Here is a 24,914-nt window from a genome sequence, read left to right as displayed (position 1 = left end):
CTGCCGTTTTTCATTCGGCATCGACCATGACCTCTTCTTCCCGTTCCTGGATCAAGCCCGCCGCGGCCGCCGCGGTGGTGCTGGCGCTGGCCGGTGTCGGCTACGCCTCCTTCTACAGCAGCACGCCGGCCCCCGACGTCACCTTCATCAGCATCAAAGGCGACAAGATCAGCACCGACTCCCTGCGCGGCAAGGTCGTGATGGTCAACTTCTGGGCGACCTCCTGCACCACCTGCGTGAAGGAGATGCCGCACATGGTCGAGACCTACGAGAAGTACAAGGCACAGGGCATGGAGTTCGTGGCGGTGGCGATGCAGTACGACCCGCCCAACTACGTGCTGAACTTCACCGAGACCAGGAAGCTCCCGTTCACGGTGGCGATCGACTCGGCCGGCGACATCGCCAGGCAGTTCGGCGACGTCACCCTGACCCCGACCACCTTCCTGATCGACAAGAACGGCAAGATCATCAAGCGCTACGTGGGCGAGCCGGATTTCCCGGCCCTGCACAAGCTGATCGAGAAAGAGCTGGCCTCGTAAAGCTGACTTCAGGCCGTGGGATCCAGGATCATCTCGGTGCAGCTTTCGTAGGGTGGGCGGGTCTCCCGCCCGCGCGTTCAACTCCCGCGTCAACAGATGCAGGGCATGCTGTTCACACACTGTCTGAACGCGCGCACGGCAGAGCCGTGCACCCTACGGCTCCTCGTCCGAGCGACACACCTCCGGCAAGCGCGTGTCAGGCCTTCGGGTAAAGAATCATCTGGGTGCAGCGGAACAGCGCGATGGTCTTGCCGCTGTCCTTGTCCGTCACCACGGCATCCCATACATGGGTGGTGCGGCCCAGGTGCACGGCGGTCGCCACCACGGCGATAGTGCCCTGGCGCGCGGTGCCGAGGTGGTTCGATTTCAGTTCGATGGTGGTGAAGCTGTTCGCGCCTTCCGGCAGGTGGGCGATGCAGGCGTAGCCGGCCGCGGTGTCGGCCAGCGTGACGACGCTGCCGGCGTGCAGGTAGCCGTTCGGCGCCAGCAGGTGCGGCTGCACCGGGAGTTCGGCGCAGACGCGGCCTTCCGCGACTTCGGTGATCTGGATGCCGAGGTGGCCGGGCAGGTAGGGTTTGCCGAACTCGTTGAAGGATGCTGGGGTGGTTGTCGGGTTCACGGTGCTGTCGCTTTATCGATAAAAGCGGCATCGTACACCGTGTACCCGGATCGCGCTGGCAGCCCTCTTCAGCGCCGGCGCTTGCCGCCGCTGCTCCGCCCACCGCCGCCGCGCTGGCGCGCCGCCGTATTCTGCTGCTGCAGCATCGCATCCACCCGCTCCGAGGCTTCCCTCGCCAGCTGCTGCGCCAGCTCGATGCTGGGGAAGTGTTCCGGCTCGCGGTAACCCAGCCAGGCATAGGCCGAGTACATGCGGCAGGTATCCTCCACCTCCTGCAGGTTCATGTAGTACAGCTCCTGCGTCGGCGGCGTCAGCTTGCACACCTTCTTCTTCGCCAGCGACAGCGACCAGTGCTCCCAGGCGCTCTGCAGCACCGGTACCTTGGTCGAGATCGGCACCAGCGAGAGCATGAATTTTTCCGCGACCGACAGCGGCAGGGTATCGAGCCATTCGGCGCGCTCGTTCTGCTCCTCGGTGATGCGCGGGTAGAAGAAGCCGTCGGGCACGTCGATGTTGTGCACGAAGCGTTTCAGGAGCTTGACCAGCGAAGTCTCGCCCGTCACCGAGGAGATGCGGTGCAGCTGTTCCAACGAGGGCGCGACCGCGAAGCCCGTGGCCGGCACGGGCGGGATCTTTTCCTTCATCAGGGCGCGCATGACGGTGTGGGTGTCGTCGTCGTAGCCGGCGACGAAGCCCTCTTCGTGCACGCCGTAGCGCCCTGCCCGTCCGGCGATCTGCCTGGCCAGCGCGGCCGAGATTTCTTCTTCCTCGTAGCCGTTGTACTTGACGGAGGTCGTCATCACGATGCGCGCGATCGGCATGTTCAGCCCCATCGCCAGCGCATCGGTGCCGACCACGATATCGGCCTGGCCCTCGCGGAAACGCTCGGCCTGGGCGCGCCGCACCTCGGGCGACAGGTTGCCGTAGACGGTGGCCACCGACAGGCCCTTCTCGGTGATCATGTCGCGCCACATCAGCACGTCGCGGCGCGAGAAAGCGATCACCGCGTCGCCACGCCGCAGGTTGCCGAGCTTGCGCACCGGCGAGGGTTCCATCGCCAGCGGCGCCATGCGTTTCAGGACGTGGACCTCGAGCGGCACTTCCAGCCGGTCGGCCAGCGCCTCGATGGCGCGGCGCGCTTCCGGCGCCCCGACCAGGAACACGGTCGATGCCGGCGCGCCGCACACGGCTGCGGTCCAGGCGGCGCCGCGGTCGCGGTCGGCCAGCATCTGGATCTCGTCGATGACGGCCACTTCCACCGGCGTCTTCGTGTCCAGCATCTCGACGGTGCTGGCCACATGGGTCGCGCCTTCGGCGATGCGGCGCTCCTCGCCCGTGATCAGGCTGACCGCGATGTCCTTGCCATGCGGGCGCGCGTTCTGCAGGCGCTCGTAGTTTTCCAGCGCCAGCAGGCGCAAGGGGGCCAGATACACGCCGCTCTCGGCCTTGGCCAGCGCCTCCATGGCGCGGTGGGTCTTGCCGGAATTGGTGGGGCCGAGCAGGGCGATGAACTTGCGCCCCATCCTGCTGGCGACCTCGAAGGATTCCGGATACTCGGCCAGGTTGATGCTCTCCTTGGTGCGCGCAGCAAAGCGTTCTTCCTGCTCGCGCTCGACCGCATGGGTCAGGCGCTGCGAGATGCGGTGGAAGACGAATTCGGCCGGCTCCGAAGTCTCCAGCTCGTCGAGCACGTGCAGGAAGAGCATCGGGTCCCAGCCGAAGTCGTCGGCCTCTTCCGCGATGTCGCGGACAAAACGCTCGACCTCGGTCTGCAGCGCCTCGATGGCGTCGGGCGTCGCGCGCTCCTTCAATAAGTCGAGCCGTGCCGGCATGTCCATCTTGCGCCACTTGCCTGGCTTGGCCAGCACGCCGCGCGCCGGCACCAGGCGGTAGGGCACGCGCAGGCCTTCGTAACGCACTTCGCCGGAGAAACGCAGGAAGACGCGGCCTTCCATCTTGACCAGTTCGATGCCGCGCTCGGCGAAGTCGAGTTCGCGTTCGAGGAAGGCGTCGTCGTGTTCGGTGTCATCAAGCGGAGGAGGGGAATGATTCATGGGTCGCTGGCTGGTTTCTCGTTGCCGCCACTATATCGCAGCGAGCGACCACGCACGGCCCGTATCAGTCGCGGGCCAGATCGAATCCTTCGTCGAGCCAACCGGTAATGCCGCCGATCATCAGCTTGACCGGACGCCCCAGCCTGGCCAGTCGCTCGGCGCCGCGGTGCGCGCCGTTGCAGTGGGGACCGGCGCAGTAGACGACGAACAGGGTATCCATCGGGTATTCCCGTAATTTGACGTCGACGATCTTCCCGTGCGGGAGGTTGAGCGCACCCGGCACATGGCCTTGTGCGTACAGCAGAGGGCTGCGGGTATCGAGCAGGACGAAATCCTGCTGGCCGCCGGCGATGGCGTCGTGCACGTCGGCGCAGTCGGTCTCGAAGGTGAAGGCCTGGGCGAAGTGGGCCAGGGCCTGTTCGCTGGAGGCTGCGGGGACGGCGGATACGGCGGAAGGCATGGTGGACTCCTGTGTTGGAAGAGCCTGTAGTGTGGCAGCCGGCGGGCGGGCAGGGCAGGCGTTGGCGCGACAGAAACTGGTAACATCGCGCCATGCCCCACCACGTCGCCATCCTCGCCTACGACGGCCTGTGCACCTTCGAATTCGGCTGCGCCATCGAGCTCTTCGCGCTGGACCGGCCCGAGCTGGGCGTGCCCTGGTATTCGTACGCGGTGTGCGCCGTCGAAGCCGGCCCCTTGCGCGCCGCCGGCGGATTGACGGTCGCGGCGCCGCATGGACTCGAAGAGCTCGAGCGTGCCGACACCATCGTGATTCCGGGCTGGCGCGGCGCCGACCAGCCGCCGCCTCCAGCCTTGATCGAAGCCCTGCAACGGGCACACGGGCGCGGCGCGCGCATCTGCTCGATCTGCTCGGGCGCCTTCGTGCTTGCGCATGCGGGCCTGCTCGACGGACGTAGGGCGACCACCCACTGGCGCTACCTGGCGCAGATGGCAAGCGGCTTCCCGGAGGTCGCCGTGGAAGAGGGCGTGCTGTACGTGGAAGACGAGCGCCTCGTCACCTCGGCCGGCTCGGCGGCCGGCCTGGACATGCTGCTGCACCTGGTGCGCAGCGACTTCGGCGTCGAGATCGCGAACCGGGTTGCGCAGCGCCTGGTGGTGCCGGGCCACCGCGACGGCGACCAGGCGCAGCTGGTGGCGCGCCCGCTGCCCTCCAGCGAACACAACGCGATCGCACGCCTGATGGACTGGGTGCGCGAGAACCTGCGCGCGGAGCATTCGGTCGAGTCGATGGCGGCGCAGGCAAAGATGGGCGCGCGCACCTTCCAGCGCCGCTTCAAGGACAGCACGGGGCAAAGCCCGCTGGCCTGGCTGGTGCGCGAACGCGTCGAACTTGCGGCGCGCATCCTGGAGACGCGGCCGCTGCTCCCGCTCGACGCCGTCGCCGACCTGGCCGGACTCGGTTCGCCCGAATCCCTGCGCCGCCATTTCCGCAGCCACGGCCTGCCGCCGCCCGGCCGCTACCGCAAAATGGAAAGGGCCGGCGCCGCCGCGTGAAGCGGCAGGCCGGCCCTTTTGCAAATACCTTTAGCGAAGAATCAGGCGGCGACGCCCGCTTCGTGCGCCTGCTGGTCGGCGTGGTACGAGGAACGCACCATCGCGCCCACGGCGGCGTGCACGAAGCCCATCTCATAGGCCTTCTCTTCGAACATCTTGAAGGTGTCCGGATGCACGTAGCGGCGCACCGGCAGGTGCGAGTTCGACGGCGCCAGGTACTGGCCGATGGTCAGCATGTCGATGTCGTGCTCGCGCATGTCGCGCATGACTTCCAGGATCTCTTCGTCGGTCTCGCCCAGGCCCACCATCAGGCCCGACTTGGTGACCGCGGTCGGGTACATCTTCTTGAAGTCGCGCAGCAGCACCAGCGAGTGCTTGTAGTCGGCGCCCGGGCGCGCTTCCTTGTACAGGCGAGGCACGGTTTCCAGGTTGTGGTTCATCACGTCCGGCAGGCCGTCGGCGAAGATGTTCAGGGCCTTTTCCAGGCGGCCGCGGAAGTCCGGCACCAGCACTTCGATCTTGGTGTTCGGCGACAGGGCGCGGGTCTTGGTGATGCACTCGACGAAGTGGCCGGCGCCGCCGTCACGCAGGTCGTCGCGGTCCACCGAGGTGATCACGACGTAGGACAGGCGCAGGTCGGCGATGGTCTTGGCCAGGTTGCCCGGCTCGTTGACGTCCAGTGGGTCCGGACGGCCGTGGCCGACGTCGCAGAAGGGGCAGCGGCGGGTGCACTTGTCGCCCATGATCATGAAGGTCGCGGTGCCCTTGCCGAAGCACTCGCCGATGTTCGGGCAGCTGGCTTCCTCGCACACCGTCACCAGATTGTTCGCGCGCAGGATGTCCTTGATCTCGTAGAAGCGCGAGGAGGCGGTGGCCGCCTTCACGCGGATCCAGTCGGGCTTCTTGAGGCGCTCGGCATCTGCGATCGGCACGATCTTGATCGGGATGCGCGACGTCTTGCTGGCGCCTTTCTGCTTTTCGGTGGCGTCGTACGTTGCGTTCGACGCGGCGGTGACGTTGGTATCGGTAGTCATTGGCTCGTGCCCTGGCGGGCTTCCATTCAGAGATTGTTCAGTTCCGGCTCGGTAGCCAGTTGGCGCACAAGTTCCTGCGCCAGCGCCTGCTGGACATCCGCCAGCGGAGCGTCCACGCCCATCGTGCGCATGTCGACCGTGGCCAACCCCGAGTAACCGCAGGGGTTGATCCACGTGAACGGGGCCAGGTCCATCGCCACGTTCAGCGAGACCCCGTGATAGGTGCAGCCGTTTCCGCGCACCTTGAGGCCGAGGGCGGCGATCTTCGCACCCTTCTTCGGGCCGTCCGCCATGTAGATGCCGGGCGCCCCGGCAACGCGTTCGCCCGCGAGATTATACGCCGCCAGCACCTCGATGACCGCCTGTTCGATTTTTGCCACAAACTGGCGGGCGTACAGCTTGCCGCCCGGCTTGTTGCGGCGCAGGTCCATCAATAGGTAAATGACAACCTGGCCGGGGCCGTGGTAGGTCACCTCGCCGCCGCGGTCGGTCTGGACGACCGGCACGTCGTGCGGCGCCAGCACGTGGTTGCGGTCGGCGCCCAGGCCGAGGGTGAAGACGGGAGGGTGTTCCACGATCCACAGCTCGTCCCGGGTCTCGGGCGTGCGCGCGTCCGTGAAAGCGCGCATCGCGGCGAAGGTGGGTTCGTAGTCGGCGCGGCCGAGCTCGCGGATCAGCGGCGTGGCGGGACGGGTCATTGGTATAGGGCGGGAATATGGACAGCCCTGCCATTATAAGCCAGCGCGATCGTCTGTGCCCGCCGGCCGTCCATTTCCCAAGGCGCTTACAGCACCATTTTCACCATGGGGTGGGACGACAGGGCGCGGTAGACGTCGTCCAGCATCTCGCGGCTGGTGGCGCGCACGGTGACGGTCAGGCCCGTGTAGTTGCCCTTGGACGAAGGACGGCTCTCCACCTTGCCGGCATGGAAAGTCGGATCCAGCTGCACGATGACCTCGACGATCGTCGGCGCAAAGTCGATATGCGTGGCGCCCATCACCTTGATCGGGAAGTCGCTCGGGTATTCGATGAGGGAGTCTTTCGGGTCCATGTTTTGTCCTATGCAAAGCGTTATTGTAGTCGCTCCAATATGGCGATGCTTCGCTGGAAAAAAAGAGGCCGGCGCTGGGCCGGCCTGAACTATTCCATATTGGGGAAATAGCGGGACATGTTGCAGGGCTCACAGGTGTTGCGGCCTGTGAACCACTGATGCCACTGTACCCAAAGCAAAAGCCGATCGCGACCACCATGCGACGAAATGCGATTTGCCGCGACAGGCGACGCCAGGCGCGGACTGGGCGGTTATTCGCTGCGGATCGCCTGGTCCTGTGCCCTCGGCCGTTCCCTGAGGCGCTGGGGCGCCTCCGCACGCGGCGGCGGCGGGGCGACGGCTTGCGGCGGCGGCGCGACGCGTTGCGGCGGCGGGGCCATGGCGGGGGCCGGCGCCGGCTGGGCGGGCGGCTGCGGCATCGCGACCAGCGGCTGCGGACGCTCGCGGCGGCCTTCGAACCGGTCGCCGCGGTCGCCGCGCTCGAAACGTCTGCCCTGATCGCGGTCACGGTCGTTGCCGTCGTTACCGCGGTCGAAGCGCTGCCAGGGCTGGGGCCGCGGCGGCTGCGCCACGAGCGGGGCAGGTGCCTGCGGCGCCGGATCGGTGGCAAGGACGGGCGGACGCTGCCCACGGTCCGGCCGCGCTCCGTCGTCACGGTCGAAGCGGGAGCTGTCGGGACGCTCGGCACGATCGACACGCGGCCGTTCACTGCGCTCGCCGTCCAGGTCGCGCGGCTCGCTCACGATGCGGTTGCGGATTGCGTCACGCTGTTCGAGGCGGGCACGCAAGCCCTGCGGCGCCGGCGGCGCGGAGGCGGGTGCGTTCGGAACCACCAGCGGCGAAGGCGTCGCGCGCGGTACGTTCGGCACCACGACCGGCCCGCGCTGGCCGAAGTTCGCGTGCGGCACCACGGTCAGGCCGCGGTGGCGGTAGTCGGGGCGGCCCGGTCCGTCGTGACGGTCGCGGTCACGGCCGCGTGGCCCGTCGTGACGGTCGTCCTTGCGGTCACGCCATGCATTCAGCCGGCGCAGGCGCTCGTCCGACAGCCGGTAGCCGGGCACGAAATGGTCGCGCGGGCCGAGCGGATACCAGCCGGTCGCGGGACGCGAGCCGTGCGAATGAAAATTGATGTTCCAGCCGCTGCCGCCGACCCAGCCGACCAGGGCGGGCGCCCATACCGGGCGGCGCTCGATGCGGCCCGGGGCCCAGGCCCAGCGATTGCGCACCTGCACCCAGCGGCCGTAGTGGAAGGGCGCATAGCCCCAGGGCGCGTTGTCGACCCAGGTCCAGCCCCAGGGAGCGATCCAGGTCCAGCGGCCGTCGCGGTAGGGCACCCACGTGGTGGACACCGTGGGCAGCCACAGGGCGCCGTATTCCGGATCCTCCTGCCAACTGCCGTGGCGGTCCAGCTCCTCGTAGCCGGTCATGTCGCTGGTGACGTAGCGCGCCGACCTGGCGCCGTCGAACACGCGGTCGCGCTCCAGCGCCCAGCTATCGAAAGCATCGCTGCGCGCCTGCAGGGTGCGCACATCCTCGTCGCGCAGTTCGGCGCTGCGTCCGGCGCGGATGGTGAGGCTCGCGCCGCCGCCCTCGACCTGGGCTTCGCCGTCGAACACGCTCACCACGCTGGTGTCGCGCACGCGCTCGGCGTCCACGCGCAGGCGGCCGGGTTTCAGCATGCGCACCCGGCCCTGGGGCGTGGAGAGTTCGAACTCGGGCAGTACGTCCTCGCTCAGGATGCGGATGCTGGCGCTGCCGTAGTGCAGGCGCAGGCGCACGCTGTCGTCATCGAGTTCGCTGATCTCGAGCGAGCTGTCGGCATCGACACGGATGGCGGTCGAACCGATGCGCACTTCGGTGCGCCCGCCCGCCTCGGTGGTGATCAGGTTGCGCGTCGTGACCGGCCAGTTGACCAGGGCGTCCTGGCTGGCCTCGCCGACGTCGCCGCCGATGCTGACCTTGCCCTGGACCAGCGCCACCCGGCCGACCCGGCCCGGTGGTTCCGTGTCCAGCGACTCCTGCGCCAGGGCGGCAGTGGATAGCGCCGTGAGCGCGAGCATCACGGCGGTCTTGGCGAAACGCTTGTTCATGTCGGGCTCCGGCGGAACGAGTGGACGAGGACGGCTACCTGATTACAACGCATGAGCGCGCGCTGGGACTACGTAACTTACAGAAAGTTTCAAACGCCGAGTGACGCAACACGGCGGAGTCAAAACTCAGGCGCGGCGGCCCGGTTCGACCAGGAAGAGCAGCGAGCCCATCAGCATCAGGACGGCGCCGAAGACGCGGTTCTGGAGCTTGACCGCGCGCGGGTCGCGGAAGAAGCGCTGCATGGAGGAGGCCAGGGCGGCGTAGCCGTGCATGACGATGGAGTCGATGGTCACCATGGTCACGCCCAGGATCGCCAGCTGCGGCAGCAGCGGCGCTTTCTTGTCGATGAACTGCGGCAGCACCGCCACCATGAAGATGATGCCCTTGGGATTGGTGGCATTGGTGAGGAAGCCGGTCATCACGCGCTTGCCGAAACCCGGGTGGGCGGCCAGGCCGGCGGTGTCGACGGCGGGCGCGTCGGCTTTGGCGCGCCACTGGCCGATGCCGAGCCAGATCAGGTAGAGGGCGCCGACGATCTTGACGGCGGTGAAGGCCGTGCTCGACGCCAGCAGCAGCGAACCGACGCCCGCGCCGGCGATGACCAGCACCAGGACCAGGCCGAACTGCAGGCCGAGCACGGTGGCGCTGGCCTTCTTGAGCCCGTAGGCCAGCCCGTGCGACATGGACAGCACGGCGCCGGAGCCGGGCGAGATGGCGATCAGCGAGCCGGCGATGACGAAGGCGATCCAGGTGGTGAGGAGCATGCTGCTGCGGGAGATAAGGGGGAGCGCTGGGGGAACGACAGAAAGGGGGCCGGCGCGCGCGTCCGGAGGAATCCGGAGCGCGGCGCGTGGCCGGGTACTGCTTACTTCTTCTTCGGGTTGACGGCGGCCTTCAGGGTGGCGCCGGCGGCGAAGCGCGGGGTCTTCGATGCAGCGATCTTGATGACGTCGCCGGTTGCCGGGTTGCGGCCCTTGCGTGCAGCGCGCTTGGTGACCGAGAAGGTGCCGAAGCCGGTGATGCCGACGGTGTCACCTTTCTTCAGGCGTTCGGTGATGATCTCGATGATCGTGTTCACAGCGGTGTTAGCGGCTGCGCCGGACATTTCGGTGCGCTTCGCGAATTCCGCGATCAGTTCGCCTTTTTTCATAGTTCCTCCGGGGTTAAAAGAGCGGGAAGATTAGCATAATTATTGCTGTATGTAATCTGACTACCCAGAGGCGAACGCATCAATACAATCAGGCGAGGCTGGTTTCGACGCCAGGTGCGGCCAGGCGATGGCGCAGCGCGGCGTTGATCAGGGTCTGGTAGCCGGTGCCGCAGCGCTCGGACAGGCTGCGGAATTCGTTCAGCACTTCGTCGTCGAGGTAGATCGTGATACGGGTTTTGCGTTTCGGCGGACGGGTGCGGCGTACTGGCGCCGCGCTCACTGCTTGCAGGGTCGTTTCGGTATTCATGGCATCTCCTTCGGTGGCGAGGCTGCAGTACCGCAGCCAACAGCTTGCACTATACGTATGCCAGTTTGCCAATACCCGCGAAAAGCGACGAGATGCAGATTTCCGCGACTGAAATGCAAAAAGCCGCGCTGAACCGTGTGACCGGCATTCTCCCGTCAGGTAAGATGATGCGATCTTGACACTATTAACTTGAGCGGAGCAATCAATGGCTGGAGGCAGTCTGCTGGCATTACTGGACGATATCGCGAGCGTCCTCGACGACGTGACCCTGATGAGCAAGGTCGCGGCCAAGAAAACGGCCGGCGTGCTCGGCGACGACCTGGCGCTCAACGCGCAGCAGGTCACGGGCGTGAATGCCGACCGCGAGCTGCCGGTGGTATGGGCGGTGGCCAAGGGCTCATTGAAAAACAAGGCGATCCTGGTGCCGGCCGCGCTGGCCATCTCCGCCTTCGTGCCCTGGCTGATCACGCCCCTGCTCGTGATCGGCGGCGCCTTCCTGTGCTACGAAGGTTTCGAGAAGCTGGCCCACAAGTTCCTGCACAGTAAAGAGGAAGACGCGCAGCACAAGGCCGAGCACATAGCCCACCTGGCGGCCGAGAACGTGGACATGTGCGCGCTGGAGAAGGACAAGATCAAGGGCGCGGTGCGCACCGACTTCATCCTGTCGGCGGAAATCATCGTGATCGCCCTCGGCACCGTGGAACAGGCGCCCTTCAGCCAGCAGGTCATGGTCCTGGTCGCCATCGCGCTGGCGATGACGGTCGGCGTCTACGGCCTGGTGGCCGCCATCGTCAAGATGGACGACGCCGGCGTCTACCTGAGCCAGAAAAGCAGCGGCGCCGCGCAGGGCGTCGGCAAGCTGCTGCTGGCCACGGCGCCCAAGCTGATGAAATTCCTGTCCGTGGTCGGCACCGCCGCCATGTTCATGGTCGGCGGCGGCATCATCGCCCATGCCTGGGAACCCCTGCACCATTTCGCCGAGGAAGCCGCGCACATGACGGCCGGCGTGCCGGGCGTCGGCGGCGTGCTGGCGGCCATCACCCCGACCGTGGTCGATGCCCTGGCCGGCGTGCTGGTCGGCGCCATCGTACTGGCAGTGGTGAGCGTCATCCAGCGCATGCGCGGCAAGAAGGCCGCCGCCCACTGATCCTCCCGCGCCGGGCCGGCACAGGCCCGGCGCCTCCGCTGTTTTCCCTCCTCTTCATGAGCGTCCCGTCCATGCCGGTGCGCATGGCGGCACATGTATGCGCCTCGCCACCGATCTAGCAGATTTTCATCCTCCCGGCATGATCTTTACAACAACTGTTGCTTTCTTTTAACAGCAAATTGACAACTTGTCTGTATAAGTGGTTTGATCTCTGAGTCAATACGTGCGTATTACTGCGCCGCAATTGAACATAACTATTAATAATTCTCAGGGAGCATCCATGCATTTCACATCCGGGCGCTATCAGCGCACTGCCGCCGCCCTCGCAGTCGGTATGTTGATTTCCTCAGTCGCCATTGCGCAGAGTTCCGAAGGCTCGATCTATGGCCGCGGCAAGCCGGGTGACAAGGTTACGATCACCAGCGTCGAAACCGGCACTTCGCGCACGATCACCATCGACTCCAACGGCACCTACACGGCACCCAAGCTCCAGCCGGGCGCCTACCGCGTCGAAGCCAGCGGCGTAAGCCGCAACGTGAGCGTCGCCATCGGTTCCGGTACCCCGGTCGACCTGGCCACCGACAACGTTGCCCGCGTCGTGGTCGCGGGCACCCGCACCGTGATCGACACTTCGAGCGTGGAATCGAACACCGTGTTCAGCGCCGACCAGATGGCCGCGCTGCCGGTGGCGCGCGATCCGAATGCGTTCGCACTGCTCGCTCCAGGCGTCGTCAAGGGCGACTCCGACCTGGGCGCAGGCGGCCTGCCGTCCTTCGGCGGCGCCTCGGTTGCCGAGAACAGCTATTACATCAACGGCTTCGACGTCACCAACATCCGTAACTTCCTGTCCTATGCCAACCTGCCGTTCGACGCAGTGGCGGCACAGCAGGTCAAGTCGGGCGGCTACGGCGCCGAATTCGGCCGTTCGCTGGGCGGCGTGATCAGCCTGGTCACCAAGCGCGGCACCAACACCTGGAAGGGCGGCGCTTCGGTCTACTACGAGCCGGATTCGCTGCGCGCCAGCGGCAAGAACATCCGCGACCTGAACAACCCGCAAGACAACAACTACATCTCGTTCAGCAAGGCGCGCCAGCAGCGCGACCTGTCGTTCAACGCCTATGCCGGCGGTCCGATCATCAAGGACAAGCTGTTCGTCTTCGGCCTCGTCGAAGGCCGCCACGACCGTACCGACACCTTCTCGGAATCGAGCAGCACGCGCACCACCTCGACCAAGCCGAACGGCATGATCAAGGTCGACTTCACGCCGACCGATGCGCACCGCCTGGAACTGACCGCGATTTCCAACGAGCGCGAAGAAGAGATCCTCGACTTCAACCGCAACATTACGGTCTACCCGGACCGCAAGAACCTGACCTACCACATGGGCGATCCGGGGATCAGCAAGACCACCTCGGGCGGTGAGATCTTCATCGGCAAGTACACCGGCTACCTGACCGACGACCTGACCGTGTCCGCCTTGGTCGGCTCGGTGAAGGAGCAGTCGGCCCTGACCGTCGGCGCGCGCAAGGCCGGCCTCGATTGCCCGGTCATCCTGGAGATCGACCAGAGCGAGATCGGCTGCTGGGCAATGCCATTCCCAGGCCCACGCGTCCGCTCCCCAACCGCCAAACCCGCCGATGAAGACAAGCGCCGCGCCTTCCGCTTCGACGTCGACTACGCGATTGGCGGCCACTCGCTGCGCGCGGGCGTCGACCGCCAGACCTTCACCTCGTACGCAGGCGCCGAATCGACCTACTCGGGCGGCTACTACTACCGCTATTTCGTGTCCGCGAACGGCACCGTGAACGGCGTGCCGAATGCGGTTGCGCCGGGCGGCCAGTACGTGCGCCGTCGCGAATCGTCGAACACCGGCGGCAGCTTCGAAGTCGAAAACAACGCCTACTACATCGAAGACAACTGGAAGATCACCGACAATGTCCTGCTGTACGCGGGCCTGCGTTCGGAATCGTTCGACAACAAGAACGGCGATGGCATCAGCTTCGTCAAGGCCGACAACCTGCTGGCGCCGCGCCTGGGCTTCTCCTGGGACGTGAAGGGCGACGCCTCGCTGAAGGTGTACGGCAATGCCGGCCGCTACTTCATCCCGGTCGCATCGAACACCAACATCCGCGCCACCCAGGGCGAACTCTTCGAGCAGCGCTTCTACACCTTCAACGGCCGCGATCCGCGTACCCAGGCGCCGCTGAACCTGAGCGCGAGCGACATCGGCGTGCCGCAGATCACCGGCGACGGCACCCTGCCGCGTCCGGCCACCATCGCGGATACCGAGCTGAACCCGATGTCCCAGGACGAATTCATCCTGGGCTTCCAGAAGGCGCTGGCCAAGGGCTGGACCATGGGCATGAAGGCGACCTATCGCAAGGTCAACGACGGCATGGACGACTACTGCTCGCACCTGGGCTTCGAACAATGGGCTGCGGACAACGGGTACAAGAACTTCGATTCCAGCACCATGGCGACCTGCTTCCTGATCAATCCGGGCAACGACGTGTCGCTGCAGATGGACCTGGAAAACGACGGCAAGCTGAAGCAGGTCGTGGTGCCGGCCAAGTACCTCGGCCTGGGCAAGTACACCCGTACCTATCGCGCCATCGAGCTGACCGCGGAGCGTCCGTACAACGGCACCTGGGGCCTGGCAGCGTCCTACACCTGGGCCAAGCTCAAGGGTACCGCGGAAGGCTACGTGAACTCGGTCATCAACCAGGAAGACGCCGGCGTGTCGCAGGACTTCGACTTCGGCTCGCTGGATGACGGCGCCGACGGCTATCTGTCGAACGACCGCCGCCATGTGTTCAAGCTGTACGGCAACTACGGGATCACCGACACGCTGCGCCTCGGCTTCAACGGCACCGTGGCCTCGGGCCGTCCGACCAGCTGCATCGGCTTCGTGCCAGAGACTGCATACGACCATTCCGATGCCCGTAACTACACCACCGCTTCGTCGTACTACTGCCTGAAGGAAGGCGGCAAGTCGAGCCTGCAGCAGCGCGGTACCGCGGGCCGTACCCCATGGACCGCCACCCTCGACCTGCAGCTGGCCTACATGCCGCGTATCGCCAACGGCAAGGTCACCTTCCAGTTCGACGTGTTCAACGTGTTCAACAGCCAGAAGGCGGTCGAGTTCGACGAGCGCCGCGACTACTCCTCGGACACCCTGAGCGAAGGCAAGCTGAACCTGAACTACCAGAAGCCGTCCTCGTTCCAGAGCCCGCGTTCGGTCCGCCTGACCGCCCGCTACGAGTTCTGATCGCTGGCTGATCGGTAATATGGAGGCCGCCTTCGGGCGGCCTTTTTCATTTCAGGAAGCGCGTCACGTTTCCGGCTTCTGCTCTAGACTTGTCGCGGCGGTTCGTCCTGGCGCGTGATGGCCGCGCCGATGGCCAATCCCAGCGCCAGGCAGGCGTACACGCCGGCCAGCGAGGGCGTCGACAGGTGCTTCTCGTAGCCCGGCTGGAAACGCTTGGGCGTGAGCTTGTAGTCGGCGAAGGCGGCGAAAGCCGAAGTGGCGGCGGAAGCGGTGAGGATGCCCACCGGAGTCTTGCGGTCCAGGTATCTGCCGGCGACGCGCTCGAAGACGATCGACCAGAATGTGGAACTGGCATGGTGGATCAGGTAGCCGGGCACCGTATAGCGCAGCGAGGCGCCGTCCTTGCGCGCGGCCTTGTCGCCATGCACGTAGTGGCTGACCGCATTCGTGGGCGCGAGCGCGCTGCCGGTTTCCTTCTTGCCGGCGATCGCCAAGGCCACCGTCGACAGCAGGCTGGAAGTGGCGCCCGACACGAGGCCGCGTTCAATGGTCTTGGTCCAGTTTTGCATGAGATTTCTCTTCAAAGTAAGTGAACGACGTGAAAGGAAGCATGGATGCGGATCTTGCTGACGGGTGCGAGCGGTTTCATCGGGCAACACCTGCTGCAGGCATTGCTGCTTGAAGGCCACCATGTCGTGTGTACGGTACGCAAGCCCCGCAGCAGCACCGACCCACGCCTGACTGACATCCACGCGGACTTCGTCAACGATACCCAACAAACGGGCTGGCTGGCGCGCTTTTCCGGCATCGACGCGGTGGCCAAGCCCATGTGACCCGGACCGACAACCCCGTTTGATACAAGGAGAACCCCATGCGGGCTTACCAGATTCTTCCCGGCGCGAACATCGACGCCCTGCAATGCGTGGACTACCCGGACCGCGACCTTGCGCCTTTCGAGGTGCGCATCCGCGTGCACGCGGTCTCGCTCAACTACCGCGACCTGATGGTCGCCAGCGGCAACTACCTCGTCACCGTGGACGACCCCATCATCCCCTGCTCGGACGGCGCCGGCGAGGTGCTGGCCGTGGGGCCGGGGGTGACGCGGGTGCAGGTGGGCGACCGCGTGGCCGGCTCCTTCTTCCCCTACTGGCAGGATGGCGCGACCTCACCCGAAAAGATCCGCCATGCGCTGGGCGGCGACATCGACGGCATGCTGGCCGAGGAAGTGGTGCTGCACGAAGAGGCCATGGCGAAGATCCCCGCCTCCCTGAGCTTCATCGAGGCGGCCACCATGCCCTGCGCCGGCGTCACGGCCTGGAACGCGATCTTCGTGTCCAGTAACGCGATCAAGCCGGGCGACACGGCGCTCTTCCTCGGCACCGGCGGCGTCTCGGTGCTCGGCATGCAGCTGGCCAGGGCCGCGGGGCTGCGCACCATCATCACCTCGTCCAGCGACGAGAAGCTGCAGCGCGCCCGCGAGCTGGGCGCCCACCACACCATCAACTACCAGTCCATTCCGGAGTGGCACGAAGAGGTGCTGGCGCTGACGCAAGGGCGCGGCGCGAACGTGGTGCTGGAAGTGGGCGGCAAGGGGACGGTGAACCGCTCGGTGTCGGCGGCGGCGATGGGCGGGACGATCGCCATCATCGGCGGCGTCAGCGGCTTCGGCGGCGAGGTGAATCCGGCGTCGCTACTGGCCACGGCCAAGCGCATGGTGGGCATTTTCGTCGGCAGCCGCACCATGCTGGACGACGTGATGCGCTTTGCCGACGTCACTGGGCTGAAGCCCGTGATCGACCGCGTCTTCCCCTTCGGGGAGGCGAAGGAAGCGTATCGCTACATGGAATCGGGTTCCCACTTCGGCAAGGTCGTCATCGACGTGACGAAACAGGCGTAGGTCAGCGCTCCTGCGGCCTGAGTTCGATCTCGAAGACCCTGGGCCACAGCTTGCCGGTGACGAACAGGCGCTTGCGTTTGGCGTCCCAGGCGATGCCGTTCAGGACGGCGTCCGGATCGAGGGTGCCGCGCTGCGCCGCCGGCAGCAGGCCCTCGAGGTTGATCACGCCCTTCACGCTGCCGTTGGCGGGGTCGATGCGCAGGATCAGCTCACTGCCCCAGACATTGGAAAACAGCTCGCCGTCGACCATCTCGAGCTCGTTGAGCCGCTCGATGGGCTGGCCCTTGTGCGTCACCTGGATGCGGCGCAGCTCCTTGTAGGTCCTGGGCTCGAGGATGCGGATGAAGGAGCTGCCGTCGCTCATGTAGACCTGCTTCGCGTCGCTGGCCAGGCCCCAGCCTTCGCCCACGTACTTGAAGGTCTGCTTCAGCTTGAAGGTCTTCATGTCGTAGACGTAGCCGACCTGCGAGGTCCAGGTGAGGGCGACGATGTCGTTGCCGACCGGGGTCGAGCCTTCGCCGAAGATCTCTTGCGGCATGTCGGCCTTCTGCACGACCTTGCCGGTGTTCAGCTCCACCTTGCGCAGCGAGGACGTGCCGTTGCGGCCCGTGGTCTCGTAGAGGTGGCCGTCGCGGAAGAACAGGCCCTGCGTGAAAGCTTTCGGGTCGTGCGGGTAGCTGTTCTTGACGACGTAGCCGTAGACCGGGACGTTGACCTGGGCGCTGGCGCCGGCGCTGGCGGCCAGGGCGAGGGTAGTGACGATGACGTGTTTGAGCATGATGCCCGAATGTAGCACGGTTCAGAACAGCGAGAGGTTCGGCGACGGTTCCGGCGCCTTCTTCGCCACGGTCTGCGGCGCCGCCCAGTCCTTCATCCGCGCCGCCGGATAATGGCGCAGGAAGCTGCGCGCCGTCTCGATGTCGCGGCAGGCCAGCCAGTCCTCCAGCTCCCCTGGTGCGATCACCACCAGCGAACGCTTCTCGTCATCCGGCTTGTGCATGCGCGACATCAGCGGATGGTCGTCGGCGTTGATCGTGATCTGCGTGAAGGAGGACGAGAGGCTGCCGTCGGCTTCCGTCCATTCGCGCCACAGCCCGGCGACGTAGAACAGGCTGTCATCAAGCATGCCGATCGCGTGGCGCACCGCGCGGCCGCTCTCATAGCAGGGCTCGTAGAACCAGGCCATCGGCACCGCGCACAGCTGCAGGCGGCGCCAGGCGGGCGCGAAGGAACGCCGCTCGCCGAGCGATTCGGCGCGCGCATTCATGGTGTCGAAGGGCTTCACGCCGGGCGGGATGTGGCGGCGCGGGACCATGCCGTAGCTGGCCAGGCAGGCCATGGGGCCGCCGTCGCTGCCGCGGCGTACGATGGGAGCCGAATAGTCCTTCCAGACTTCCTCGGGCCAGCGCCAGTCGGCCGGCAGCTCGCTGAAGGCCCCGAGGGTGCCGAACTGTTCGCGGGTGGGAGAGTGGTAGTTGACGCACATGATCCGCCCAGCATAGCTCAAAAATAGGCCAGCAGGCGGCCGCTGGCGATCACGGCGACCCACAGGCCGAGCGACAGCAGGGCGTGCAGGACCGCGATACCGGGCGCGCGCTCCGGCCAGGTATCCGCGCCGCGCCAGGGGCCGGCGTGGAACGCGAGCGCATTCAGGCCGGCGACCAGGATCAGGCCCAGCTTGAGCAGGAAAACCCGGTTCGCCAGCAGGGCCGCCGGGTCGGCCACGAAGAGCAGCACGCCGGTCGGCAGCACCAGCAGCATGCTGCCGGCCGACCATGGCAGCAGGTGGCGCGCCAGCGCGCGCACCGGCAGCTGGCGGCCAAAACCGAGCACGCGCAGGTCGAACATCGCCACCGCGCCCACCAGCAGGGCGAAGCCGACGATGTGCAGGGTCTCGACCGCCGGGTACAGCCAGGGCTGCTCGCGCATGGCCTGCGCCAGCGGCAGGGACGCGGCCAGCGCGGCCGCGTCTTGCAAGGGCATCAGCGCAGCTCCGTGGTCTTGTCCTTGATGGTGATCCGTTCGGCGCGCAGCTCGGTCGCGTTGCTGCGGTGTGGATAACCGTAGACCGTGGCCTGGCCGCCCACCGCCAGGTTCTCCTTGGGCAGGCCGCGGTTCTCCATGCGCGACGGCGGCGCCAGCACCACCATCCAGGTCTTGTCGGCCGTCTTCAGGCGCACGAAGCCGTGCGGCTGCAGGTAGCCGGACTCCTCGATGGTGCCGGACAGGGTGAGCGGCTTGTCGGCGTTGTATTCGCTCCAGCCATGGTGGGCGGAAGCGGAGGTGGCCACCAGCGCGGCCAGCAGCGAGGTCAGCATCAGCGAGCGTTTCATCGGACTCTCCTTGAATGAACTACGGGAAGGCGGCCCAGCACCTGCAGTCTGCCGTCGATCGGCTGCGCCACCACGATCCCGCCCTGCTCCACATACTCGCCGGCCAGGGCGCGGATATTCACGTCGTGCGTCACCAGCACCAGGTTATCCTTGCCGCCCGCCTGGCGCCAGAGGGCGATGCGCGCCAGCACCTCGCCGACCTTGGCGCGCCCGGCGGCTTCGCCGTCCTGGAACATGGAATCGAGCATCGGCGCTTCCTCGACCCGGCCGAAGGCCAGGCGGGCCGTATCGAGGCAGCGGCACCAGCGGCTCGACAGCACGGGGCCGAGCGGAATGCCGCGCTGGCGGAAGGCGGCGCCGAGGTCCACGGCATCGCGCTTGCCCTGTTCCGACAGATTGCGCTGGGTAGAGCAGGCGGCAAGCCGGAAACCGGGCGGGTCGCCGATGCCGGGATCGGTGGCCGCGTGGCGGATGAGCAGCACATGGCCGCCGCCCTGCAGGCCTTGCCAAAGATCGGGTTGCGCCGCCGCCAGTGACGTGGCGAGCAGGGTCGTCATGGCCAGGAAGCATCGTCGAAGCATGGCGTCTCTCCATGGATTGCGGGGCCCGCCGCCGCATTATCCCGCCACGCCACATCGACGAGCGCACGACAGCGGCGAGACGCTGGAGCCGGCGTTCATGGAGAACATGCTTCCATGCCAGGCGCATGGACCGGCGTGAGGCCAGCCGCTACACTAGCCCTGCCACTATCGGGAGACACCATGCACCACCCTTACCTGCGCATTGCGCTGCTGGCGACCGGCCTTGCCCTGTGCGGCGCGGCGCGTGCGAACGACGCTTGCAGCGACATCGGCGCCGAGCTGGCAGCCCGGGTCGGCGCCGACCAGGCCCTTCGCCAGCGCGTCGATTTCCTGGACCAGACCAGCCCCGCCCAGCGCAAGCTGTTCAGCCAGATTGCGCTGGTCGACCGCACCAATACCGAGCGTTTGAAGGCCATCGTGGCGCGCTGCGGCTGGCCGTCGAAGGAAAAGTTCGGACAGCAGGCCGCGGGCGACGCCTGGCTGCTGGCACAGCATGCGGACCATGATGTCGCCTTCCAGAAGCGCGCGCTGGCGCTGATCGAGGAAGCGGCGAGCGCGCGCGGCGAGCGCGTCGACCGCAACTTCGCCTACCTGTACGACCGCGTCGCCGTGGCCGAAGGCCGCCCGCAGCGCTACGGAACGCAACTGCACTCTCCGGATGGCAAGGCCTGCGGCCTGGACTTCAAGCCGATGGAAGAGCGCAGCCAGGTCGAAGCGCGCCGCGCCGAACTGAATTTGCCGCCGCTGGACGCGTACCGGCGCATGGTGCTGGAAATGCAGCACTGCACTTCCTCGGCCAACCCAGGGGACTCCCACTATCCCCAGGGCTGAATCAGACGAAGGTGAAGGTCAGCTCTTCCGGCAGGCGTGACTTCGGCAGGCCGGCGTTGAAGTCGGCTTCGGAGGAATAGCCGAAGCTGGCCAGCACCACGCTCGCCAGGCCTTGCGCGTGCAGGCCGAATTCCTCGTCGAGGATCTTCTGGTCGAAGCCTTCCATCGGGGTGGCGTCGATGCCCAGGGTGGCGGCGCCCAGCAGCGCGGTGCCGAGCGCCAGGTAGACCTGTTTTTCCAGCCACTGCGGCATGTCGCGCGTGGTGTAGCGGTGGGTGCGCACGTAGCCGCGGCGGCCCGCGTCCTGGCCGGCGCGGGCGGCGTCGTCGCGGAAGCGGCCGTCCTGGCCTTCCTGGGCCAGCAGGCGCTCCAGGTGGGCGTCGTCCATGTCGATGCGCGAGCAGAACACGATCACGTGCGAGGCGTCCAGGATCTTGGCCGCGTTGTAGCCGTAGCCGCCCTGCGCCGCCTTGGCCACGCGCGCCTTGCCCTCGGGGGTATTGGCGACGATGAAGTGCCAGGGCTGGGAGTTCACCGAGGAGGGGCTGTGGCGCAGCAGGGTGTAGACCTGCTGCATCAGCTCTTCGGGGATCTGGCGCTCCTTGTCGTAGGCCTTGGCGGTATGGCGCTTGCGGGCTGCCGAGAGAATATCCATCTGTTTCTTCCTTCTTTCACGTAACAACTTAAAAATCTTCGAGCACGATCTTGCCGACCGCACGGCCGCTTTCGATCAGCGCATGGGCGCGGCGCAGGTTCTCGGCCGAGATGCGGCCGTAGTGTTCGCCCAGGGTCGTGCGCAGCTCCCCGGCGTCGACCATGCCGGACACGCGGTTGAGCAGCTCGTGCTGCCTGACCATGTCCGCGGTCTCGAACAGCGAGCGCGTGAACATCAGTTCCCAGTGCAGCGAGATCGACTTGCGCTTGAGCGGCACGGCGTCGAGCTGGGCCGGGTCGTCGATCAGCGCGAACTGCCCCTGCGGGGCCAGCACGTCGACGATGGCCGCGTAGTGCCTGTCGGTGTGGGTCAGGCCGATGACGATGTCGACGCTGGAAAAGCCGAGCGCTTCCAGCTGCGGGCGCAGGGGCTGGGTGTGGTCCACCACGTGCTGGGCGCCGAGTTCGCGCACCCAGTTGCGGCTTTCCTCGCGCGAGGCGGAAGCGACGACGGTCAATGCGGTGAGCTTGCGCGCCAGCTGTATCAGGATCGAGCCGACTCCGCCGGCCGCGCCGATAATCAGGAGCGACTTGCCGGCGCCGCCGCCTTCCTCCACCATGAGGCGGTCGAACAGCAGCTCCCAGGCCGTGATCGAGGTCAGGGGCAGGGCGGCCGCCTGCGCATGGCCGAGCGAGGACGGCTTGCGGCCGACGATGCGCTCGTCCACCGCCTGGAACTGGCTGTTCGAGCCGGGGCGCAGGAGCGAGCCGGCATAGAAGACTTCGTCGCCTTCCCTGAACAGGGTGACGCTGCTGCCGACGGCGCGCACGATGCCGCTGGCGTCCCAGCCCAGCACGCGCGGTTCCGTGACGGCCGCGCCGTTGCGGATCTTGGTGTCCACCGGGTTGACCGAGACGGCGCGCACTTCGACCAGCAGGTCGTGGGGGCCGGCCAGGGGCATCGGCAGGTCAAGCTCGTGCAGGGAAGCGGGGTCGCTGATGGGCAGGCCGTGCTGGGTATACACTACTGCTTTCATGTTGAATCTCCGGTAAGTTTTGGACTTGCCGACGATTCTATTGGGCAGCCCGGCGGGGAAAAAGCCGGCTGGAGCGATTTCACTTTCACAGCTGGAGAGAAAATGATCAGGCTAGACGACCTGGCCCTGTTCGTGCGCACCGCCGCCCTGGGGAGCTTTTCCCGGGCCGCGCGCGAGGTCAACCTGCTGCCCGGCCAGGCCAGCGCCGCGATCGGCCGCCTCGAGCGCGAACTCGACCTCCGCCTGTTCGCCCGCTCCACGCGCAGCCTGCGCCTGACCGAGGAGGGCAAGCGCTACCTGCCCTTCGCCCAGGATGCGCTGCAGGCCCTGCGCGACGGCTTCGACGGCATCCGCGGCGACGCCGGCTGCCTGACCGGCACGCTGCAGATCGCGGCGCCTTCGGACTTCGGGCGCAACCTGCTGCTTCCCTGGATCTCGGAATTCCGGCGCGACCATCCCGGGCTCGACATCCAGCTGCTGGTGTCCGACCAGGTGGCGGACGTATTCCGCGATCCGGTCGACATCGCGCTGCGCTATGGGCAGATCGACGATGCCAGCTACGTCGCCCTGCCGGTGGCGCCAGAGAACCGCCGCGTGCTGGTCGCGTCGAAAGACTACATCGCGCGTCACGGCAGGCCGGCGCTGCTGGAGGAACTCGCCGACCACAACTGCCTGCAATACCGGCTGCGCGGGCGCACCTACGACCGCTGGTCCTTCCCGCTGGCGGACGGCGCGAAGGTCGTGCAGGTGGCGGGACGGCTGGTGAGCGACGATGCGGAAGTGGTGCGGCGCTGGGCGGTGGCCGGCGAAGGCATCGCCTACAAATCCTGGCTCGACGTGAGCGCGGACGTGGCGCAGGGACGCCTGGAAGTGCTGCTGCCGGACGTGCCGGGCGAGCCCACGCCACTGAGCCTGGTGTGCCCGCACCGCCGGCAGTTCTCGCCGGCGGTCAAGCTGCTGCATGCGCTGATCGAAGAGCGCTGCCGGCCGCTGGCGCGCGGCGCTTAAGCGGCCTGCATCTCCGCCACCAGGGCCGCGACCAAATCCGCCGCCGGCATGGCGCGCGCCTGCGCGAAATTGGTGCCGCCCCAGTTGACCGAATATTCCTGGTTGCCTTTGGCCGAGGCGGCCGCATGCAGCTGCTTGGCGGCGTCGTAGGCGATCGGGTAGTCCGGCACGGGCGGATGCCCGCTGGCGCCGACGTCGCGGAACTGGCGGTTGACGATGCCGCGCGCCGCGCGCCCGGAGATGACGGGAGTAAGTTCGGTCTCGAGCTGGGCGCCAGTGGCGATCAGGGAGCGGTGGTGGGGCGAAGCGGACGATTCCGGACAGGCGATGAAGGCGCTGCCCATCTGGACCGCGCTGGCGCCGTAGTACAGGGCAGTGCGGATCTGCGCGCCGTCCATGATGCCGCCCGCCGCGATCAGCGGCAGGGAAGTCTTGCCATGCAGCTGCTGCAGCAGTTCGACGGTGCTCAAGGCCGCGTCCGGCGCTTGCGGATCGAAGACGCCGCGGTGTCCGCCCGCCTCGATGCCCTGGGCGACGATGGCGTCGATGCCGGCCGCTTCGATCTGGCGGGCTTCATCCAGCGAGGTCGCGGTGGCGAACAAGGTGATGCCGGCGGCCTTCAGGGCATCGATCTTCTCCTGCGGCGGCAGGCCGAAATGGAAGCTGAGCACGGCGGGCCGCTCGGCCAGCATTACCTCGAACATCGCGTCGTCGGTGACGAAGGTGCCGTAGATCTCGGTCAATCCCGCCGGAGGCTGGGCGCCGAAGCGCTCGAAGTGCGGACGCAGCCAGGCCAGCCAGGCGGCCTCGCGCGCGGCGTCCGCCTGCGCGGGCACATGCGTGAACACATTCACCTGGAAAGGCCGGGCGGTCTTCTCGCGCACGGCCCGGATCGCGGCCCGTGCGGCTTCGGGCGTCATGGCGCCCACGGCGATCGAGCCCAGCGCGCCGGCCTCCGACACGGCGGCTGCCAGCGCCGCGCTCGACATATTGGCCATCGGGGCCTGGATGATGGGGAAGCGGATACCCAGCTTCGACAGCAGGTCAGTGCGCATGGCGCGGCTCCGTCAGGTCTTGGTCGAAGCACAAGTATAGCCAGAGCCCGAGACTTACGCTCCGCGTACCAGCAGCACGGCCAGCACCAGCATCAGGGTGCCGGTGCAGCCCTCGATCACGCGCCATACGGACGGGCGGCCGAGTACGCGGGCGAAGCGCTGCGCGCTCAGGCCCAGCGCCGTGAACCACAGCACCGAGGCCGTCATCGCGCCCGCGGCGAAGGAGGTACGGGCTTCGCCCGCCAGGCTGCTGCCGACCGCTCCCAGCAGCACCACGGTGTCGAGGTAGACGTGCGGGTTCAGCAGCGACAGCGCCAGTACGGTGGCCAGCGCGCGGCCCAGGGTTTGCGTCTTCGCATCGGGCGACAGTTCGAGGGAGGCGCCGCCGCGCAGGCTGCTCTTCCAGCAGCGCCAGCCATACCAGACGAGGAAGGCGCCGCCGCCGTAGCGCGCCACCGTCATCAGGGTCGGAGAGGCTTCGACCAGGGCGCCCAGGCCCGAGATGCCAAGCGCGATCAGGACCACGTCGACGACGATGCAGGTAGCGACCGTGGCCGCCACGTGGTGGCCGCGCACGCCGGTGCGGATCACGTGGGCGTTCTGGGCGCCGATGGCCATGATCAGGCTGGCGCCCAGGCCCAGTCCTTGCAGGAATACCTGTTGAGAAAACATAAAAACTCCGTATCGAAGAGCGCATCTTCGCTTCCTGCCGGGCTAAATTCAAATATATTCATGATATTTAA

28 protein-coding genes are annotated in these 24,914 nt (G+C 66.8%); 8 read left to right on the top strand and 20 right to left on the bottom strand.

Annotation, left to right across the window (positions count from 1 at the left end):
• Positions 1–26 precede the first annotated feature (26 nt).
• Complete coding sequence (locus ACQ7JA_RS10995; RefSeq protein ID WP_430897526.1) at positions 27–539, top strand: TlpA family protein disulfide reductase; 513 nt, start codon at positions 27–29, stop codon at positions 537–539.
• 196 nt (positions 540–735) lie between these two features.
• Here ACQ7JA_RS10995 and ACQ7JA_RS10990 read toward each other — a convergent pair whose 3' ends face one another.
• The 3 genes from ACQ7JA_RS10990 to ACQ7JA_RS10980 all read right to left on the bottom strand — a co-directional run bounded on the left by ACQ7JA_RS10990 (position 736) and on the right by ACQ7JA_RS10980 (position 3,672).
• Entirely contained in the window at positions 736–1,158 is a 423-nt protein-coding gene (locus ACQ7JA_RS10990) for a PaaI family thioesterase (protein ID WP_430897524.1), read from the bottom strand.
• A 68-nt stretch (positions 1,159–1,226) separates the two neighbouring features.
• Positions 1,227–3,212: a helicase-related protein gene (locus ACQ7JA_RS10985; protein ID WP_430897522.1), complete on the bottom strand. Its 1,986-nt coding sequence runs from the start codon at positions 3,210–3,212 to the stop codon at positions 1,227–1,229.
• Positions 3,213–3,276: 64 nt separating this feature from the next.
• Complete coding sequence (locus ACQ7JA_RS10980; RefSeq protein ID WP_430897520.1) at positions 3,277–3,672, bottom strand: rhodanese-like domain-containing protein; 396 nt, start codon at positions 3,670–3,672, stop codon at positions 3,277–3,279.
• A gap of 92 nt (positions 3,673–3,764) precedes the next feature.
• Between ACQ7JA_RS10980 and ftrA the strand changes: the two genes are divergently transcribed.
• Entirely contained in the window at positions 3,765–4,727 is a 963-nt protein-coding gene (gene ftrA / locus ACQ7JA_RS10975) for a transcriptional regulator FtrA (RefSeq protein WP_430897518.1), read from the top strand.
• Positions 4,728–4,768: 41 nt separating this feature from the next.
• Here the strand turns inward: ftrA and lipA are convergent, their stop codons facing one another.
• The 7 genes from lipA to ACQ7JA_RS10940 form a co-directional block, all read right to left on the bottom strand.
• A complete protein-coding gene (gene lipA, locus ACQ7JA_RS10970) occupies positions 4,769–5,761 on the bottom strand; it encodes a lipoyl synthase (RefSeq protein ID WP_430897516.1) in 993 nt (330 codons plus the stop codon).
• A 26-nt stretch (positions 5,762–5,787) separates the two neighbouring features.
• On the bottom strand, positions 5,788–6,459 hold the full coding sequence (gene lipB, locus ACQ7JA_RS10965; protein ID WP_430897514.1) for a lipoyl(octanoyl) transferase LipB: 672 nt from the start codon (positions 6,457–6,459) through the stop codon (positions 5,788–5,790).
• Positions 6,460–6,545: 86 nt separating this feature from the next.
• Entirely contained in the window at positions 6,546–6,812 is a 267-nt protein-coding gene (locus tag ACQ7JA_RS10960; protein ID WP_430897512.1) for a DUF493 family protein, read from the bottom strand.
• Positions 6,813–7,063: 251 nt separating this feature from the next.
• Positions 7,064–8,902, bottom strand: coding sequence for a DUF6600 domain-containing protein (locus ACQ7JA_RS10955; RefSeq protein WP_430897510.1), 1,839 nt, complete (start codon positions 8,900–8,902; stop codon positions 7,064–7,066).
• Between the two features lie 126 nt (positions 8,903–9,028).
• On the bottom strand, positions 9,029–9,667 hold the full coding sequence (locus ACQ7JA_RS10950) for a LysE family transporter (protein WP_430897508.1): 639 nt from the start codon (positions 9,665–9,667) through the stop codon (positions 9,029–9,031).
• Positions 9,668–9,768: 101 nt separating this feature from the next.
• Complete coding sequence (locus tag ACQ7JA_RS10945; protein ID WP_027864703.1) at positions 9,769–10,053, bottom strand: HU family DNA-binding protein; 285 nt, start codon at positions 10,051–10,053, stop codon at positions 9,769–9,771.
• Positions 10,054–10,141: 88 nt separating this feature from the next.
• Positions 10,142–10,360, bottom strand: coding sequence for a BrnA antitoxin family protein (locus ACQ7JA_RS10940; RefSeq protein ID WP_430897505.1), 219 nt, complete (start codon positions 10,358–10,360; stop codon positions 10,142–10,144).
• 205 nt (positions 10,361–10,565) lie between these two features.
• On the opposite strand from ACQ7JA_RS10940, the gene ACQ7JA_RS10935 reads away from it, so the two are divergent.
• The gene (locus ACQ7JA_RS10935; protein ID WP_430897503.1) at positions 10,566–11,507 is read left to right on the top strand and encodes a DUF808 domain-containing protein; all 942 of its coding nucleotides are present in this window, start codon (positions 10,566–10,568) and stop codon (positions 11,505–11,507) included.
• A 334-nt stretch (positions 11,508–11,841) separates the two neighbouring features.
• Entirely contained in the window at positions 11,842–14,775 is a 2,934-nt protein-coding gene (locus ACQ7JA_RS10930) for a TonB-dependent receptor (RefSeq protein ID WP_430897501.1), read from the top strand.
• An 83-nt stretch (positions 14,776–14,858) separates the two neighbouring features.
• Here the strand turns inward: ACQ7JA_RS10930 and ACQ7JA_RS10925 are convergent, their stop codons facing one another.
• A complete protein-coding gene (locus ACQ7JA_RS10925; protein WP_430897499.1) occupies positions 14,859–15,344 on the bottom strand; it encodes a hypothetical protein in 486 nt (161 codons plus the stop codon).
• A 45-nt stretch (positions 15,345–15,389) separates the two neighbouring features.
• Here ACQ7JA_RS10925 and ACQ7JA_RS10920 point away from each other — a divergent pair, with 45 nt between their 5' ends.
• Both ACQ7JA_RS10920 and ACQ7JA_RS10915 read left to right on the top strand, forming a co-directional pair.
• Complete coding sequence (locus ACQ7JA_RS10920) at positions 15,390–15,608, top strand: NAD-dependent epimerase/dehydratase family protein (RefSeq protein ID WP_430897497.1); 219 nt, start codon at positions 15,390–15,392, stop codon at positions 15,606–15,608.
• A 38-nt stretch (positions 15,609–15,646) separates the two neighbouring features.
• Positions 15,647–16,672, top strand: coding sequence for a zinc-dependent alcohol dehydrogenase family protein (locus tag ACQ7JA_RS10915; RefSeq protein ID WP_430897495.1), 1,026 nt, complete (start codon positions 15,647–15,649; stop codon positions 16,670–16,672).
• 1 nt (position 16,673) lies between these two features.
• On the opposite strand, the gene ACQ7JA_RS10910 is transcribed toward ACQ7JA_RS10915, so the two are convergent.
• The 5 genes from ACQ7JA_RS10910 to ACQ7JA_RS10890 are packed head-to-tail and all read right to left on the bottom strand — an operon-like array spanning position 16,674 to position 19,586.
• Positions 16,674–17,450 (bottom strand): glutaminyl-peptide cyclotransferase, encoded by a 777-nt coding sequence (locus ACQ7JA_RS10910; RefSeq protein WP_430897493.1) that lies wholly within the window; start codon positions 17,448–17,450, stop codon positions 16,674–16,676.
• Between the two features lie 21 nt (positions 17,451–17,471).
• Positions 17,472–18,158, bottom strand: coding sequence for an SOS response-associated peptidase family protein (locus ACQ7JA_RS10905; RefSeq protein WP_430897491.1), 687 nt, complete (start codon positions 18,156–18,158; stop codon positions 17,472–17,474).
• A 17-nt stretch (positions 18,159–18,175) separates the two neighbouring features.
• Positions 18,176–18,655 (bottom strand): DUF6644 family protein, encoded by a 480-nt coding sequence (locus ACQ7JA_RS10900; RefSeq protein ID WP_430897489.1) that lies wholly within the window; start codon positions 18,653–18,655, stop codon positions 18,176–18,178.
• Entirely contained in the window at positions 18,655–19,005 is a 351-nt protein-coding gene (locus tag ACQ7JA_RS10895; RefSeq protein WP_430897487.1) for a DUF6152 family protein, read from the bottom strand. Before ACQ7JA_RS10895 ends, ACQ7JA_RS10900 begins: the two co-directional genes overlap by 1 nt.
• Positions 19,002–19,586, bottom strand: coding sequence for a histidine phosphatase family protein (locus ACQ7JA_RS10890; protein WP_430897485.1), 585 nt, complete (start codon positions 19,584–19,586; stop codon positions 19,002–19,004). Before ACQ7JA_RS10890 ends, ACQ7JA_RS10895 begins: the two co-directional genes overlap by 4 nt.
• A 180-nt stretch (positions 19,587–19,766) precedes the next feature.
• Between ACQ7JA_RS10890 and ACQ7JA_RS10885 the strand changes: the two genes are divergently transcribed.
• Positions 19,767–20,417, top strand: a complete 651-nt coding sequence (locus ACQ7JA_RS10885) for a DUF6624 domain-containing protein (protein ID WP_430897483.1) — start codon at positions 19,767–19,769, stop codon at positions 20,415–20,417.
• Position 20,418: 1 nt separating this feature from the next.
• Here the strand turns inward: ACQ7JA_RS10885 and nfsB are convergent, their stop codons facing one another.
• Both nfsB and ACQ7JA_RS10875 read right to left on the bottom strand, forming a co-directional pair.
• Entirely contained in the window at positions 20,419–21,072 is a 654-nt protein-coding gene (gene nfsB, locus ACQ7JA_RS10880; protein WP_430897481.1) for an oxygen-insensitive NAD(P)H nitroreductase, read from the bottom strand.
• Positions 21,073–21,100: 28 nt separating this feature from the next.
• Positions 21,101–22,108, bottom strand: a complete 1,008-nt coding sequence (locus tag ACQ7JA_RS10875; RefSeq protein WP_430897479.1) for a zinc-binding alcohol dehydrogenase family protein — start codon at positions 22,106–22,108, stop codon at positions 21,101–21,103.
• 102 nt (positions 22,109–22,210) lie between these two features.
• Here ACQ7JA_RS10875 and ACQ7JA_RS10870 point away from each other — a divergent pair, with 102 nt between their 5' ends.
• Positions 22,211–23,116: a LysR family transcriptional regulator gene (locus ACQ7JA_RS10870; protein WP_430897477.1), complete on the top strand. Its 906-nt coding sequence runs from the start codon at positions 22,211–22,213 to the stop codon at positions 23,114–23,116.
• On the opposite strand, the gene ACQ7JA_RS10865 is transcribed toward ACQ7JA_RS10870, so the two are convergent.
• On the bottom strand, positions 23,113–24,171 hold the full coding sequence (locus ACQ7JA_RS10865) for an NAD(P)H-dependent flavin oxidoreductase (protein ID WP_430897475.1): 1,059 nt from the start codon (positions 24,169–24,171) through the stop codon (positions 23,113–23,115). The two genes, ACQ7JA_RS10870 and ACQ7JA_RS10865, sit on opposite strands and share 4 nt — an antisense overlap.
• A gap of 54 nt (positions 24,172–24,225) precedes the next feature.
• The gene (locus ACQ7JA_RS10860) at positions 24,226–24,843 is read right to left on the bottom strand and encodes a LysE/ArgO family amino acid transporter (RefSeq protein ID WP_430897473.1); all 618 of its coding nucleotides are present in this window, start codon (positions 24,841–24,843) and stop codon (positions 24,226–24,228) included.
• Positions 24,844–24,914 lie beyond the last annotated feature (71 nt).

The sequence above is a fragment of the Massilia sp. BKSP1R2A-1 genome, from assembly GCF_050586525.1.
GTDB lineage: Bacteria > Pseudomonadota > Gammaproteobacteria > Burkholderiales > Burkholderiaceae_D > Telluria.
This window is presented reverse-complemented; position numbering and strand designations above follow the sequence as displayed.